Source organism: Micromonospora sp. NPDC004336 (assembly GCF_053602615.1).
Genome location: NZ_JBSGDY010000053.1, coordinates 1 through 14725, shown reverse-complemented (window position 1 = coordinate 14725; position 14725 = coordinate 1). Strand labels below are relative to the sequence as shown.

Here is a 14725-nt window from a genome sequence, read left to right as displayed (position 1 = left end):
GCAGGGGCGGCGCGGGAGAGACAGAAACGGGCTGCGCGCGGCCCGTCAGTGACGGACCGCGCGCAGACCTTGCGGCTCGACGGCGCTCAGACGACGCCGTTGGCCGTCTGGAGGCGCAGCCAGAGCCCGAGCCCGACGATGCAGGCGAACCAGACGATGCCCACCAGGACGGTGTAGCGGTCCAGGTTCTTCTCCGCCACCGACGAGCCGGCGAGGCTGGAGCTGACGCCGCCACCGAACATGCTCGACAACCCGCCGCCCTTACCGCGGTGCAGCAGGATCAGCATGGTCAGCAGGATGCTCGTGATGACCAGCAACACGATCAACGTGTATGCGAACCAGATCGGCATGGCTGGGGTCAGTCCTCTCGTTACGATCCTCGCCCGGGCAGATCGGGCACGGTGGCACCGACCGACGGACGGGCGGAGTCAAGGATAGCGAGCGATCAGCGGGCGATGTGCTCCGGGAACCGGCAGATCTTCGCGAACTCCTCGGCGTCCAGGCTCGCGCCGCCCACCAACGCCCCGTCGACGTCCGGCTTGGCCATGATCGCCGCGACGTTCGAGGACTTGACCGAGCCGCCGTAGAGGACCCGGACCTTGTCGGCGGTGTCCTGGCCGAAGGACTCGGCCAGCCGCTGACGGACCGCCTCGCACACCTCCTGCGCGTCCTCCGGGGTGGCCGTCTTGCCCGTCCCGATGGCCCAGACCGGCTCGTACGCGACGACGACCTTCGCCACCTGCTCGGCGGTGAGCCCCTTCAGGGCGCCGTCGAGCTGGTCGCTGCAGTGCGCCACGTGGGTGCCCTGGTCGCGGATGTCGAGCCCCTCCCCCACGCAGAGGATCGGGGTCAGCCCGTGGGTCAGCGCCGCCTGCACCTTGGCGTTGACGACCGAGTCGTCCTCGTGGTGGTAGGCCCGCCGCTCGGAGTGCCCGACCACGACGTAGGTGCAGCCCAGCTTGGCCAGCATCGGGCCGGAGATGTCCCCGGTGTAGGCCCCCGACGCGTGCGGCGACAGGTCCTGCGCGCCGTAGCCGATCAGCAGCTTGTCGCCGTCGACGGCGGTCTGCACCGTACGCAGGTCGGTGAACGGCGGCAGCACCACCGTCTCGACGTCGGTGAGCTGCTTCTCGGTGAGGCTGGCCGCCAGCTTCTGCACCAGCAGGTTGGCCTCGAGGTGGTTGAGGTTCATCTTCCAGTTGCCGGCCATCAGCGGCCGGCGGTTGGCGCTCGCCATCAGTTCTCCAGAGCCGCGATGCCGGGGAGGGTCTTGCCCTCCAGGTATTCCAGGGAGGCGCCGCCGCCGGTGGAGATGTGCCCGAAGGAGGACTCGTCCAGCCCGAGGGCACGGACCGCCGCCGCCGAGTCACCGCCACCGACCACGGTGAACGCGTCGGCCTTCGCGATCGCCTCGGCCACCCCGCGGGTGCCGTGGGCGAACGCCGGCATCTCGAACACGCCCATCGGCCCGTTCCAGAAGATCGTCCGCGCGCCCTTGAGGGCGGCGGTGAACCCGGCGACCGTCTCCGGCCCGATGTCGAGACCGACCCGCTTGCTGGGGATGCCGTCGGCCGGCACGGTGTCGTGCGCGGCGTCCGGGGCGAACGCGTCCGCGGCCACCACGTCGACCGGGAGCAGGATCTTGCCGCCGGAACGCTCCAGCAGGTTGCGGCAGGTCTCGACCATCTCCTCCTCGAGCAGCGAGGAGCCCACCTCGTGGCCCTGGGCCTTGAGGAAGGTGAAGCACATCCCGCCGCCGATGAGCAGCCGGTCGACCGTCGGCAGCAGCGCCTCGATCACCGCCAGCTTGTCGGAGACCTTCGAGCCGCCGAGCACCACGACGTACGGGCGCTCCGGCTCGCCGGTGAGCTTCGAGAGGACCTCGACCTCGCGCAGCACCAGCCGGCCGGCGACGTGCGGCAGCCGGGCCGGCACGTCGTGGACGCTGGCGTGCCTGCGGTGCACCGCGCCGAACGCGTCGTCGACGTACGCGTCGGCGAACGCGGCGAGCTGGTCGGCGAACGCGCCCCGCTCGGCGTCGTCCTTGCTGGTCTCGCCCTTGTTGAAGCGCAGGTTCTCCAGCAGCGCCACCTCGCCGTCGGCGAGGGCGTCCACGGTGGAGCGGGCGGACTCGCCGACCGTGTCGGAGGCGAAGTGCACCCGCGTGCCGAGCAGCTCACCGAGCCGCCCGGCGACCGGGCTCAGGCTGAACTGCGGGTCCGGCGCGCCCTTCGGGCGGCCCAGGTGCGAGCAGACGACCACCCTGGCGCCGGCCTCCACCAGCGCGCCGAGCGTCGGCAGCACCGCGCGGATGCGGCCGTCGTCCGTGATGTCACCGGTCTGCTTGTCGAGCGGGACGTTCAGGTCGGCGCGCACCAGCACGCGCCGACCCGACACCCCCTCGGCGAGCAGGTCGTCGAGGGTACGGATGCTCACTTAGGCCAGCCCTCCGTTCGTGACCGTCGGCTTCGTCACAGGGACTGGCCGACCAGCTTGACCAGGTCGACCAGGCGGTTGGAGTAGCCCCACTCGTTGTCGTACCAGCCGACGACCTTGACCTGGTTGCCGACGACCTTGGTCAGCGGCGCGTCGAAGATGCAGGACGCCGGGTCGGTGACGATGTCGGCGGAGACGATCGGGTCCTCGTTGTAGGTCAGGATGCCCTTGAGCGGGCCCTCGGCGGCGGCCTTCAGCGCGGCGTTGACCTCGTCCACCGTGGTCTCCCGGTTGACGTCGACGGTGAGGTCGGTGGTCGAGCCGGTCGGGATCGGCACCCGCAGCGCGTAGCCGTCGAGCTTGCCCTTCAGCTCCGGCAGCACCAGGCCGATCGCCTTCGCCGCGCCGGTCGAGGTCGGCACGATGTTCAGCGCGGCGGCGCGGGCCCGACGCAGGTCCTTGTGCGGCGCGTCCTGGAGGTTCTGGTCCTGGGTGTACGCGTGGATCGTCGTCATCAGGCCGTGCTGGATGCCGAACGTGTCGTGCAGGACCTTCGCCATCGGCGCGAGGCAGTTGGTGGTGCAGGACGCGTTCGAGATGATGGTGTGCTTGGCCGGGTCGTACTGGTCCTGGTTGACGCCCATGACGACCGTGACGTCCTCGTTCTTCGCCGGGGCGGAGATGATGACCTTCTTGGCCCCGCCGTCGACGTGCGCCTTCGCCTTGTTGGCGTCGGTGAAGAAGCCGGTGGACTCGATGACCACGTCCACGCCGAGGTCGCCCCAGGGCAGATTGGCGGGGTCCCGCTCAGCGAACACCTTGAGGGTCTTGCCACCCACGGTGATCTCGTCTGCGGTCGCCTTCACCTCGTGCGGAAGCCGACCGAGGATGCTGTCGTACTTGAGCAGGTGCGCGGTGGTCAGGGTGTCGCCGAGGTCGTTCGCGGCCACCACCTCGATGTCAGCGCCGGACGCCAGCACTGCCCGGAAGAAGTTGCGGCCGATCCGGCCGAAGCCGTTGATGCCAACCCGGATGGTCACAGGTCCCATCTCCTCGCGTTCTGGTCCGCCGGCGTAAGACCCGGGCCGGCGGAGGTGTGTGCGCCGACCGTTGGAGCCGGCCGTTGACGGTTCATCTCGGCCACCCCGCCGCGGTCTCGTCGGACCTTGACCGCCCGAGGCGGTGAGCACGGCGAGGAGTGCCTGTGCCGGCCCCCTTGCCGTACGCAGCGACCCTATCCGAGCGTGCGACACCGTGCAGCGCCGGGTGGTGATCCGGCGGCGCCGAGCCTCACCGTCCTATCAGACCACGAGCATGTCGGGCGTGACGGCCGCTTCCGTATCCGGGATGCCCAGGTCGCGCGCCCGCTTGTCGGCCAGCGCCAGCAGCCGGCGGATCCGGCCGGCGATCGCGTCCTTGGTCAGCGGCGGGTCGGCCAGCGCGCCCAGCTCCTCGAGCGAGGCCTGCCGGTGCTCCAGGCGCAGCCGACCGGCCGAGGTGAGGTGGTTGGGCGCGTCGTCGGCGAGGATCTCCAGCGCGCGGGTGACCCGGGCGGCGGCGGCAACCGCGGCCCGCGCCGAGCGGCGCAGGTTGGCGTCGTCGAAGTTGGCCAGCCGGTTGGCCGTGGCCCGGACCTCGCGGCGGACCCGGCGCTCCTCCCAGGCCAGCACGCTGGAGTGGGCGCCGATGCGGGTGAGCAGCGCGGCGATCGCGTCGCCGTCCTTGACCACCACCCGGTCCACGCCGCGCACCTCGCGGTTCTTGGCGGTGATGCCGATCCGGCGGGCCGCGCCGACCAGGGCCAACGCCGACTCCGGGCCGGGACAGGTGATCTCCAGCGCGCTGGAGCGGCCGGGCTCGGTCAGCGAACCGTGCGCCATGAACGCGCCACGCCAGGCCGACACGGCGCAGCAGACGTTCGCGGCCACCACGTGCGGCGGCAGGCCGCGCACGGGACGCCCCCGCACGTCCAGCAGGCCGGTCTGCCGCGCGAGGGCCTCGCCGTCCTTGACCACCCGCACGATGAAGTGGCTGCCCTTGCGCAGCCCGCCCGACGCGAGCACGTGGATCTCGCTCGGGTAGCCGTAGACCTCCGCGATCTCCCGCCGCAGCCGCCGGGCCACCGCCCCCGTGTCGAGCTCGGCCTCCACCACGACCCGACCGGAGACGATGTGCAGCCCGCCGGCGAAGCGCAGCAGCGCCGCCATCTCCGCCCGCCGACAGCAGGGCTTGGGCACGTCGACCCGACTCAGCTCGTCCTTGACCGCAGCCGTCATCGCCATTGTGCGTCCCCTCACGGACCGGTTCCGGCGTGTCGCCGGAGATTACGTACGTGTCTAACGATCGGCGCCCAGGACAGGCACCAGTGCGGCGCCCAGGGCGGCCGGATCATGACGGGGAGTGCCGTCGGTGACCGCGACGGGAGCGAGGACCAGGCGGGCACCCAGCGATTCTGCCGCACGTCCGACCGGTTCGGGATCACCCACCGCCTTGGAATCGGCGACCACATGGTCGACCTTCAGCTCCGGCAGGTACCAGCGCAGGGCGGCCAGGTGGTCGGCCAGGGAGAGCCCGAGCGTCTCCTTCTCCGCCGCGAGGTTCAGGGTGACCAGTCGCCGCGCCGGGCTGGCGACGATCGCGGCCGCCAGCTCCGGCACCAGCAGGTGCGGCAGCACGCTGGTGTACCAGCTGCCCGGCCCGAAGATCAGCCATTCCGCCGCACCGATCGCCGCGACCGCCTGCGGGCACGCGCGCGGGGCGGTCGGCGTGAGCCGCAGCGACTCCACCCGGCCCGTGGTCACCGCGACCTGGTGCTGACCGGTGACCGTACGCACCTCGTCCGGCCGGCTCGGGTCGGCGCCGCGCACCCGCGCCTCGATGTCCACCGGCTCACAGGACATCGGCAGCACCCGGCCCACCGCGCCGAGCATCGCGGCGGCGTGCTCCAGGGCGGCCACCGGGTCGCCGAGCAGCTCCATCAGCCCGCAGAGCACGAGGTTGCCCACCGCGTGCCCGCTCAGCCCGGGCGGTACGGAGGCGGCCCCTCCTTTGGCGGAGGCGCCCGGCGGCTGCCCCTCCCCGGCGACGGGGGCGGCCGGGCCGGCGGGCGGCGGCACCGGGCGGAAGCGGTGCTGGAACAGCCCGGCGCTGCGCCGGGTCGCCGGATGGTCCCCCGCCAGCGCGACCAGCGCCTGCCGCAGGTCGCCCGGGGGCAGGCCGCCCCGCTCGGCGCGCAGCCGGCCGCTGGAGCCGCCGTCGTCGCCGACGGTCACCACCGCCGTGATGTCCAGGTCGAGCTCGGGGGCGCAGCGGCGCAACGCGCGCAGCGAGGCGGACAGGCCGTGCCCACCGCCGAAGGCGACCACCCGCGTCGCCGTCATTCGCGCCCCAGGTCGCGGTGCTGGGCGTTGGCGGCCAGCCCGGACCTGCGCAGCCGGGCCGACAGCTCCTCGGCGATGGCCACGCTGCGGTGCTTGCCCCCGGTGCAGCCGACCGCGACCGTCAGGTAGCGCTTGCCCTCCCGCTCGAAACCGGCGGTGGTGGCGTTGACCAGGTCGGCGTACGAGTCGACGAAGGCGTCCGCGCCCTCCTGCCCCAGCACGTACGAGCTGACCGCCTCCTCCCGGCCGGTGTGCTCGCGCAGCTCGGGCACCCAGTACGGGTTGGGCAGGAAACGGGCGTCGAGCACGAAGTCGGCGTCGGGCGGCAGCCCGTACTTGAAGCCGAAGGAGAGCACGGTGACGCGCAGCCGGCGGGCGTCCTCGCCGCCGAACAGCTCCTCGATGCGCCGGCGGAGCTGGTTGACGTTCAGGTGGCTGGTGTCGATGATCACGTCGGCCTGGTCGCGGGCCTCCTCCAGCAGGCCGCGCTCGACCGCGATGCCGTCGGCGAGCCGCCCGTCGCCCTGCAACGGGTGCGACCGCCGGACGCTCTCGAACCGCCGGATGAGCACCTCGTCGTCGGCGTCGACGAAGACCACCCGGGGCGAGAAGCCGCGCTCCTTCAGCGCCCGGATCGCCCCGGCCAGGTCGGTGGAGAAGGCGCGGGAGCGCACGTCCAGCACCATCGCCGTGCGGCGGGCCGCGCCGCCGGCCTTGAACGCCAGCTCGGCCATGTCGAGCATCAGCGCCTGGGGCAGGTTGTCCACCACGTAGAAGCCGACGTTCTCCAGCGCCCGGGCGACCGTGCTGCGGCCGCCGCCGGAGAGGCCGGTGACCACCACCAGGGTGGTGTCCGACTCCGCCGGGGCCGGCTGCCCGGCCACCGTCACGCCCCGGTCCTCGGCCGTACGCGCCTCACTCACCCACTACCCCCCAGCCGTGGCGCACGCGGCCGGCATCCCGGCCGCGTGTGGTCAATCAGCGACTCTATCCCGCACGTCCCGGGCGTCACCTCCACGCCCCGCACCACGTCGCCGCCGTGCCGGCTCCCGCCCCGGCGGGCCGGCGGAGCGGCGGAGCGAGGGTCGCGCTCCCGACAGGCCGGACACCTCGATGACGGTCAGCGACCATCCAGTCCCTCGGCGCGTCCGGCCCGCTCGGGTCGTCGGGATGTCGGGGCGGGTTCGTAGAATCCCGGGATGGCCTCCCCCACCGACCTGCGCGCCTCCGACGCCCTGGAGGTGCTGCGCCGCGTGTTCGGCTACGACGCCTTCCGCGGCTTCCAGCAGGAGGTGATCGACCACGTCGTGGCCGGCGGTGACGCGCTGGTCCTGATGCCGACCGGCGGCGGCAAGTCGCTGTGCTACCAGATCCCGGCGCTCGTGCGCGACGGCGTGGCGGTGGTGGTCTCGCCGCTGATCGCGCTGATGCAGGACCAGGTCGACGCGCTGACGGCGGTCGGCGTCCGGGCCGGCTTCCTCAACTCGACGCAGGATCTCGACGCCCGCCGGGCGGTGGAGCGGGCGTTCGTCGGCGGCGAGCTGGACCTGCTCTACCTCGCCCCGGAGGCGCTGGGCACCCGGGGCGTGCAGCAGTTGCTCGACCGGGGCCGGATCGCCCTGTTCGCCATCGACGAGGCGCACTGCGTGTCGCAGTGGGGGCACGACTTCCGCCCCGACTACCTGGCCCTGTCGATGCTTCACGAACGCTGGCCCGACGTGCCCCGCATCGCGCTGACCGCCACCGCGACCAGCGCGACCCGCGCCGAGATCGCCACCCGGCTCAAGCTCACCGACGCCCGGCACTTCGTGGCCAGCTTCGACCGGCCCAACATCCAATATCGCATCGTGCCCAAGCGCGAGCCGCGCAAGCAGCTGCTCAGCCTGCTGCGTGACGAGCACCCCGGCGACGCGGGCATCGTCTACTGCCTCTCCCGCGCCTCGGTGGAGAAGACGGCCGAGTTCCTCACCGCCAACGGCGTCGCCGCGCTGCCCTACCACGCCGGGCTGGACGCGGGCACCCGCGCGCGCAACCAGCAGCGCTTCCTGCGCGAGGAGGGCCTGGTGATGGTGGCGACCATCGCCTTCGGCATGGGCATCGACAAGCCCGACGTCCGCTTCGTCGCCCACCTCGACCTGCCCAAGTCCGTCGAGGGCTACTACCAGGAGACCGGCCGGGCCGGCCGCGACGGGCTGCCGTCGACCGCCTGGCTGGCGTACGGGCTGCAGGACGTGGTGCAGCAGCGCAAGATGATCGAGACCTCGGAGGGCGACCTCGCCCACCGGCGCAACCTCGCCGCCCACCTCGACGCGATGCTGGCGCTCTGCGAGACGGTCCGGTGCCGCCGCACCCAACTGCTCGACTACTTCGGCGAGCAGGCCACGGCCGCCTGCGGCAACTGCGACACCTGCCTGGAGCCGCCGGAGTCGTGGGACGGCACGGTGGCGGCGCAGAAGCTGCTCTCCACGGTCTTCCGGCTCGACCGCGAACGCAACCAGCGCTTCGGCGCGGGGCACTGCATCGACATCCTGCTCGGCCGCGCCACCGACAAGGTCAGCCAGTACGGCCACGACTCGCTGACCGTGTTCGGCATCGGCGGCGAGCTGCGCGAGGCCGAGTGGCGCGGCGTGGTGCGCCAACTGCTGGCCGAGGGGCTGCTGGCCGTGGAGGGCGACTACGGCACGCTGACCCTCACCGAGGCCAGCGCGGAGGTGCTGGGCCGCCGCCGCACGGTGATGATGCGCCGCGAGCCGGAGAAGGTCGCCTCGTCCCGGGCCGCCAAGCCGCGCGGCGCAGCCACCGTCGTCGCCGAGCTGTCCCCGGCGGCGACGGCGGTCTTCGAGCGGCTGCGCGCCTGGCGGGCGGCCACCGCCAAGGAGCAGGGCGTCCCGGCGTACGTGATCTTCCACGACGCGACGCTGCGGCAGATCGCCACCGACGCGCCCGCCTCGCTGGCGGAGCTGTCCCGGGTCAGCGGCGTCGGCGAGAACAAGCTCGCCAAGTACGGCGAACCCATCCTGGCCGTCCTGGCCGACGGGGGCGACCCGGCCTGACCCGCCGGTCGACCCCCGCCCGAGCCACCGGACGCCGACGGTTCCGGCCTGCGCCACGGATGAGCGTCGGGCACCACCGGCCGCGTTGGCCCCCGCCGCGCAACACCGTGCCGTCGGCGCCGCCGGCGGCGCCGGGCAGCGTCGGGTGCCGGCGGCGCCGGGCAGCGTCGGCTGGCACCGGGCGCCGTCGACTCCGGACCACGCCAGCGCGCCGCCGGCACGGCCCTTGTGGGGTGGCGGGGTCAGCGGAACCGGTCGGCGTGCGCGGCGACGAAGTCGGCGACGGTGCGAGGCGGCCGACCGGTCAGGTCGCGGACGACACTCGTCGTGCTCGCCCACCGGCCGTCACCGACGAGGCGCATCAGGGCGGCGAGGTCGTCGGCCGCGGCGGCCGGCAGCCCGGCCGACCGGAGGCGCTCGGCCATGGCGGGCACCGCCAGGTCGACGTACCGCACCGGCCGGCCCAGGGTCCGGGTCAGCACCTCGGCGATCTCGTCGTGCGTCGGCGCGTCGGGGCCGGTCAGCACCAGCGTCTCGTTCTCGCCCGCGGGCCGGGTCAGCAGGACGGCGGCCACCGCCGCGATGTCCCTGGCGTCGATGTAGCCCACCCGGCCCGGGCCGTAGGAGCCGTGGAACGCGCCGTGGTCGCCGTCGAAGGTGACCTCCGTGGGGAGGTTCTGCATGAAGCCGACCGGCTGGAGGATCGACCAGGCGAGCCCGGAGCTCTTCAGGTGGGCCTCGACCTCGCCGTGCATGCCGAGCCCGAGCAGCCCGCCGGGTGCCGCGCCGCGCACCGACACCTTCACGACGTGGGCGACGCCCGCCTCGGCGGCGAGGTCGACGAGCCTCCGCTGTTGCGTGACGAAGTCGGGCCCGAGCGAGCCGTTCAGCAGCAGTCGCGCCCCCGGGACGAGGGCCCGCCTGATCGAGTCGGGGTCGTCGAAGTCGCCGACGACGTAGTCGCCGCCCAGCTCCGCGCCGTGCCGGTGCTGCCGTACGACCGCCCGGCGGGGCGCTCCCCACGTGTCGAGCTGCGCGATCAACGACCGACCGATCTGTCCGGACGCTCCGGTCACCACGATCATGACTCCCCCTAAACGGAATTTCATCCTCCGGTTGCGCGGGTTACGATAACCGGAGGAAGACGTTCCGGATAGGGGGCGGCATGAGGATCGGCGACGCGGAGGAACCGCCGCTGCGGGCGGACGCCGCACGCAACCTCGGGAAGATCCTCGCCGCCGCCCGGACGGTGATGGCCGAGCAGGGACTGACCGCTCCGATGGACCTCATCGCCCGCCGGGCAGGAGTCGGCATCGGCACGCTCTACCGGCGGTTCCCCACCCGCGAGGCGCTCCTGGCCGCCGTCGGCGAGGAGTACGTGACGGACCTCGTCGCCGTCACCCGGCAGCTCGGCGAGCGCAGTCGGGACGCCCGGGCGGCCCTGCGAGGGCTGGTCGACTGGTGCGCGGAACCGGGGCGCGGCGCCCTCGCCGCCGCGTTGGCCGACCTGCCCACGGAGACCTTCCACGCCTCCCCGGCGTTCGCCCGGGCCCGCAACGAGTGGCTCGCACTCCTCGACGACCTCGTCCGTCGCGGGCAGCGGGACGGGCTGGTCCGCCCCGACGTCGGCACCGGCGACGTCGTCCTGCTGCTCAACGTCTTCGCCTGCCACCCCGACCGCCTGCCGGGGCACGTCGCCGCGCAGCCCGCGCGGTATCTGCACCTCGTGTTCGACGCGCTCATGACCGGCCCGCCGACCCCGGACGCCCTCCCCGGCGCCCCCGTCGACCTCGACGCCGTCAGGTAGGACGGCGGCTCGTCGTGGGCCCCGTCGACGGTCAGGAGGTCGAGTCGCCGTCGGGGCCGAGGGCGGCGAGGATGGCCTCGGCGGTGCGCCGGCCCACGCCGGGGACCTCGGTGATCTCCTCCACGGTGGCGGCGGAGAGGCGCTTGAGCGAGCCGAAGTGGCGCAGCAGCGCCTTGCGCCGCACCTCCCCCAGGCCCGGCACCCTGTCCAGCGCCGACTCGGTCATCCGCTTGGAGCGCCGCTGCCGGTGGAAGGTGATGGCGAAGCGGTGCGCCTCGTCGCGCACCCGTTGCAGCAGGTAGAGCCCCTCCGAGGTGCGCGGCAGGATCACCGGGAACTCGTCGTCGGGCAGCCAGACCTCCTCCAGCCGCTTGGCCAGGCCGCACAGCGCCACGTCGTCGATGCCCAGCTCCGCGAGGGCCTGGGCCGCCGCCGCGACCTGCGGCGCGCCGCCGTCGACCACCACCAACTGCGGGGGGTACGCGAACTTGCGCGGGCGGCCGGTGGTCGGGTCGACCAGGGCGCCGACCCGGGGCTCGTCGGGCCCGGCCTGGCCGGCCGGGGCGTCGGGGTCGTCGGCCGGCTCGACGCCCGCCTCCCCGGTCTCGGCCCGCGCGTCGAGGTAGCGGGCGAAGCGACGGCGCAGCACCTCGGACATGGCCGAGAGGTCGTCGGTGGCGCCACGGATGATGAAGCGCCGGTATTCGCTCTTGCGGGGCAGCCCGTCCTCGAAGACGACCATGCTCGCCACCACGTCGGTGCCCTGCATCTGCGAGATGTCGAAGCACTCGATGCGCAGCGGCGACGTGCGCATGTCGAGGGCCTCGCTGATCTCGTCGAGGGCCTTGCCGCGGGTGGTCAGGTCGCCGGCCCGGCGCAGCTTGTGCCGGGCGAGCGCGTCCTTGGCGTTGCGTTCGACCGTCTCCAGCAGCGACCGCTTGTCGCCGCGCTGCGGCACCCGCAGGGAGACCCGGCTGCCCCGGCGGCCGGAGAGCCAGTCGGCCAGCGCGGCCGCGTCGGCGGGCAACTCCGGCACGAGCAGCTCGCGCGGCACGTCGGCCTCGCCCTGCTCGCCGCCGTAGACCTGGGTGCAGAAGTGGTGCACCAGGTCGCCCGTGGTCAGGTCCTCGGTCTTCTCCACCACCCAGCCGCGCTGGCCCCGGACCCGGCCGTCGCGCACGTGGAACACCTGGACGGCCGCCTCCAGGGGGTCGTCGGCGAACGCCACCACGTCCGCGTCGGTGCCGTCGCCGAGCACCACCGTCTGCTTCTCCATCGCCCGCCGCAGGGCGGCGATGTCGTCGCGCAGCCGGGCGGCCCGCTCGAACTCCAGCTGCTCGCTGGCGTCGGTCATCTCCCGTTCCAGCTTGCGGACCATGGTGTCGGTGCGGCCGGCCATGAACTCGCAGAAGCCGTCGACGATCTCGCGGTGCCCCTCGGGGGTGACGCTGCCCACGCAGGGCGCCGAGCACTTGCCGATGTAGCCCAGCAGGCAGGGCCGGCCGACCTGGCCGGCGCGCTTGAACACCCCGGCCGAGCAGGTGCGCGCCGGGAAGACGCGCAGCAGCAGGTCGAGCGTCTCGCGGATCGCCCAGGCGTGCGAGTAGGGCCCGAAGTAGCGCACCCCCTTGCGCTTGGCGCCCCGCATCACCTGCAGGCGCGGGAACTCCTCGTCGAGGGTCACGGCCAGGTAGGGGTAGGACTTGTCGTCGCGGTAGCGGACGTTGAAGCGCGGGTCGTACTGCTTGATCCAGGTGTATTCGAGCTGGAGCGCCTCGACCTCGGTGCCGACGGTGACCCAGTCGACCGACTCGGCGGTGGTGACCATCTGCTGGGTGCGCTGGTGCAGGCCCCACAGGTCGGCGAAGTAGGAGTTGAGCCGGCTGCGCAGGTTCTTCGCCTTGCCGACGTAGATCACCCGGCCGGTGCCGTCGCGGAAGCGGTAGACCCCCGGCGACTCCGGGATGGTGCCGGGCGCGGGACGGTAGGTCGAGGGGTCAGCCACGCCAGCAAGCGTAGTCCGCACCCCCGACAGCCCCCGGAACCGCGCGACCCGATGCCCCGGCCGCCGCCCCGGGGTTAATCCGGTGTCGCCGGGAACGCTCCCGGCTAGCATCCGGCCCTGACGGACCGGACGCGAGGGGGCACGGGCGGATGGGCGCGGACCCGGCGGGACGCAGCCGAGGGGGCGCCGTCCTCGTGGCGGCGCTCACCGTCGACTCCGTCGGCAACGGGCTGTTCCTACCGCTGTCGCTGGTCTACTTCCTACGGCTGACCGACGTGCCCCTGTCGCTGCTCGGAGTGCTGCTCAGCGCCGCGACCGTGCTCACGCTCCCGGTGCCGCTGTGGGCCGGCGCGCTGGCGGACCGGGTGGGCGCCCTGCCGGTGGTCGTCGCCGCGCAACTGCTCCAGGCCGCCGGCTATCTGGCGTACGCCTGGGTGCGGGGCCCGGTCGGGGTCTTCGTCGCGGCGGCGCTGGTCGCCGTCGGCGTGCAGTTCTTCTGGTCCACGGTCTTCACCGCCGTCGCCGACTACGCCGACGGCAGCCCCGGCGCCCGGACCCGGGACACCTGGTACGCGGTCAGCAACGGCGCGCGTACCGCAGGGCTGGCGGTGGGGGGCCTCGTCACCGGCGTGGTGGTCGCCGACGGTCGGGCCGGCACCTACCGGGCGGTGGCGTACGCGGCGGCGGCCTGCTTCGCCCTCGCCGCGGTGCTCATCGCCGCGCGCGTGCGCACCCCGGCGGCCACCGACCGGCCGGCGGCCCCGCGGCGCGGCGGGTACGCGACGCTGGCCCGCGACCGCCCGTTCCTGGCGCTGACCGGCCTCAACACCGTCTTCGCGCTGAGCAGCATGATGCTCGGCCTGGCGCTGCCGACGGTGCTGCTCACGGACGTGCGCGGGCCCGCCTGGCTGACCTCGGCCATTCTCGCCGGCAACGCGTTCCTCGTCGCCCTGCTCTCCGCGCCCGTCGGCGCGCGCCTGCCGCGCCACCGCCGCACCCGCGCGATCGCCGCGGCGGCGGCCCTCTGGGCGGCCTGGGGGCTGGCCATGGCGACCCTCGGCCCCGGCCGGCTGGCCACCGTGGCCGTGCTGCTGGCCTCGGCCACGCTGTTGTTCACGGCGGCGGAGCTGGTCCACGCGCCGGCGTCCGCCGCGCTGGCCGCCGCCGCCGCGCCGGTCGCCGCCCGTGGTCGCTACCTGGCGGCGTTCCAGTATTCCTTCGCCGTCGCCTCGCTGGTCGCGCCGGCCTTCTTCACCACCCTGTACGAGGCTCACGACGCCGCGCCGTGGCTGGCCCTGGCGCTGCTCAACGCCGCCGGCGCGGCGGGGGTGCTGGCGCTGGAACGGCACCTGCCGCCGGCCGCCGTCCGGGAACCCGCACCGGCCGCCCCGGCACGGGCCGACGCGGGCGCCCCGACGGCATGACCCGGCCGCCGGTCAGGCCAGGGAGATGTGGTCGCCCGTGACCTTGATGTTCTTCGCCGGGAGCGGCTTGGTGGCCGGGCCGCCCTTCACCGAGCCGTCCTCGATCGAGAACTTGCTGAAGTGGCAGGTGCAGTTGATGGTGCCGCCGTCGACGTTCGTCACGGGGCAGCCCTGGTGGGTGCAGATCGAGTCGAACGCCTTGAACTGGCCGGCGGTCGGCTGCGTGACCACCACCCCCTGGGCCGGGTAGACGGCGCCGCCGCCGACGGGGATGTCGGCGGTGCGGGCCAGCGACTGCGCGCCCTCGCGGTCGCCGCCGCCGGCGTCGCCCGTGCTGGGCACCGCCGGACCGCCGCTGGTCGGGGCCGCGCCGCCGCCGGAGTCGTCGCTGCCGCAGGCCGCCAGGACCACCGCCGCGCCGACCGCCCCCGCGCCCGTGAGGAGGGCGCGCCGCGTCTGCGTCGCCGGCCCGGTCAGCTCCTGCTCGTCACTCATGCCTCGCCTCTCTCTCGGCTGCCGCCGCCCAGTCATGATCCGCGGCCACGCTCTGGTACACGGATCACTGTGCCCGACGGTTCACCCGATCGGCGACCGCCGGGGGCCCCGGACGGGCCGGGAGG

The 14725-nt window shown here is 73.7% G+C and carries 13 protein-coding genes; 3 read left to right on the top strand and 10 right to left on the bottom strand.

Features of this window, described 5'->3' with window-relative positions:
* Nucleotides 1–86 precede the first annotated feature (86 nt).
* The 7 genes from secG to rapZ all read right to left on the bottom strand — a co-directional run bounded on the left by secG (nt 87) and on the right by rapZ (nt 6739).
* Nucleotides 87–350: a preprotein translocase subunit SecG gene (secG, locus tag ACWENR_RS14085; RefSeq protein WP_452277395.1), complete on the bottom strand. Its 264-nt coding sequence runs from the start codon at nt 348–350 to the stop codon at nt 87–89.
* 95 nt (nt 351–445) lie between these two features.
* Nucleotides 446–1237, bottom strand: a complete 792-nt coding sequence (gene tpiA, locus ACWENR_RS14080; RefSeq protein WP_452277394.1) for a triose-phosphate isomerase — start codon at nt 1235–1237, stop codon at nt 446–448.
* Nucleotides 1237–2436 carry a phosphoglycerate kinase gene (locus ACWENR_RS14075; RefSeq protein WP_452277393.1) on the bottom strand — a complete coding sequence of 400 codons (1200 nt, stop codon included), beginning with the start codon at nt 2434–2436 and terminating at the stop codon, nt 1237–1239. The genes tpiA and ACWENR_RS14075 overlap by 1 nt, the downstream gene beginning before the upstream one ends.
* 35 nt (nt 2437–2471) lie before the next feature.
* The gene (gap, locus tag ACWENR_RS14070; protein ID WP_452277392.1) at nt 2472–3476 is read right to left on the bottom strand and encodes a type I glyceraldehyde-3-phosphate dehydrogenase; all 1005 of its coding nucleotides are present in this window, start codon (nt 3474–3476) and stop codon (nt 2472–2474) included.
* Nucleotides 3477–3737: 261 nt separating this feature from the next.
* Entirely contained in the window at nt 3738–4718 is a 981-nt protein-coding gene (gene whiA, locus ACWENR_RS14065) for a DNA-binding protein WhiA (RefSeq protein WP_076467662.1), read from the bottom strand.
* Nucleotides 4719–4772: 54 nt separating this feature from the next.
* Nucleotides 4773–5816: a gluconeogenesis factor YvcK family protein gene (locus ACWENR_RS14060; RefSeq protein ID WP_452277391.1), complete on the bottom strand. Its 1044-nt coding sequence runs from the start codon at nt 5814–5816 to the stop codon at nt 4773–4775.
* On the bottom strand, nt 5813–6739 hold the full coding sequence (gene rapZ, locus ACWENR_RS14055) for an RNase adapter RapZ (protein WP_452277390.1): 927 nt from the start codon (nt 6737–6739) through the stop codon (nt 5813–5815). Before rapZ ends, ACWENR_RS14060 begins: the two co-directional genes overlap by 4 nt.
* A gap of 276 nt (nt 6740–7015) precedes the next feature.
* Here rapZ and recQ point away from each other — a divergent pair, with 276 nt between their 5' ends.
* On the top strand, nt 7016–8869 hold the full coding sequence (recQ, locus tag ACWENR_RS14050; RefSeq protein ID WP_452277389.1) for a DNA helicase RecQ: 1854 nt from the start codon (nt 7016–7018) through the stop codon (nt 8867–8869).
* 242 nt (nt 8870–9111) lie between these two features.
* On the opposite strand, the gene ACWENR_RS14045 is transcribed toward recQ, so the two are convergent.
* The gene (locus tag ACWENR_RS14045) at nt 9112–9954 is read right to left on the bottom strand and encodes an NmrA family NAD(P)-binding protein (RefSeq protein WP_452277388.1); all 843 of its coding nucleotides are present in this window, start codon (nt 9952–9954) and stop codon (nt 9112–9114) included.
* Between the two features lie 80 nt (nt 9955–10034).
* On the opposite strand from ACWENR_RS14045, the gene ACWENR_RS14040 reads away from it, so the two are divergent.
* Nucleotides 10035–10676: a TetR/AcrR family transcriptional regulator gene (locus tag ACWENR_RS14040; protein WP_452277387.1), complete on the top strand. Its 642-nt coding sequence runs from the start codon at nt 10035–10037 to the stop codon at nt 10674–10676.
* Between the two features lie 31 nt (nt 10677–10707).
* On the opposite strand, the gene uvrC is transcribed toward ACWENR_RS14040, so the two are convergent.
* A complete protein-coding gene (gene uvrC, locus ACWENR_RS14035; RefSeq protein ID WP_452277386.1) occupies nt 10708–12681 on the bottom strand; it encodes an excinuclease ABC subunit UvrC in 1974 nt (657 codons plus the stop codon).
* A gap of 149 nt (nt 12682–12830) precedes the next feature.
* Between uvrC and ACWENR_RS14030 the strand changes: the two genes are divergently transcribed.
* Nucleotides 12831–14105, top strand: a complete 1275-nt coding sequence (locus ACWENR_RS14030; RefSeq protein WP_452277385.1) for an MFS transporter — start codon at nt 12831–12833, stop codon at nt 14103–14105.
* 12 nt (nt 14106–14117) lie between these two features.
* Here ACWENR_RS14030 and ACWENR_RS14025 read toward each other — a convergent pair whose 3' ends face one another.
* On the bottom strand, nt 14118–14600 hold the full coding sequence (locus ACWENR_RS14025; RefSeq protein ID WP_452277384.1) for a Rieske (2Fe-2S) protein: 483 nt from the start codon (nt 14598–14600) through the stop codon (nt 14118–14120).
* Between the last annotated feature and the right edge of the window lie 125 nt (nt 14601–14725).

What these genes read in the sequence shown, in the direction of transcription:
- secG (WP_452277395.1), bottom strand. Translation starts at nt 350, where the DNA reads ATGCCGATCTGGTTCGCATACACGTTGATCGTGTTGCTGGTCATCACG.
- tpiA (WP_452277394.1), bottom strand. Translation starts at nt 1,237, where the DNA reads ATGGCGAGCGCCAACCGCCGGCCGCTGATGGCCGGCAACTGGAAGATG.
- whiA (WP_076467662.1), bottom strand. Translation starts at nt 4,718, where the DNA reads ATGGCGATGACGGCTGCGGTCAAGGACGAGCTGAGTCGGGTCGACGTG.
- ACWENR_RS14060 (WP_452277391.1), bottom strand. Translation starts at nt 5,816, where the DNA reads ATGACGGCGACGCGGGTGGTCGCCTTCGGCGGTGGGCACGGCCTGTCC.
- recQ (WP_452277389.1), top strand. Translation starts at nt 7,016, where the DNA reads ATGGCCTCCCCCACCGACCTGCGCGCCTCCGACGCCCTGGAGGTGCTG.
- ACWENR_RS14045 (WP_452277388.1), bottom strand. Translation starts at nt 9,954, where the DNA reads ATGATCGTGGTGACCGGAGCGTCCGGACAGATCGGTCGGTCGTTGATC.
- ACWENR_RS14040 (WP_452277387.1), top strand. Translation starts at nt 10,035, where the DNA reads ATGAGGATCGGCGACGCGGAGGAACCGCCGCTGCGGGCGGACGCCGCA.
- ACWENR_RS14030 (WP_452277385.1), top strand. Translation starts at nt 12,831, where the DNA reads ATGGGCGCGGACCCGGCGGGACGCAGCCGAGGGGGCGCCGTCCTCGTG.
- ACWENR_RS14025 (WP_452277384.1), bottom strand. Translation starts at nt 14,600, where the DNA reads ATGAGTGACGAGCAGGAGCTGACCGGGCCGGCGACGCAGACGCGGCGC.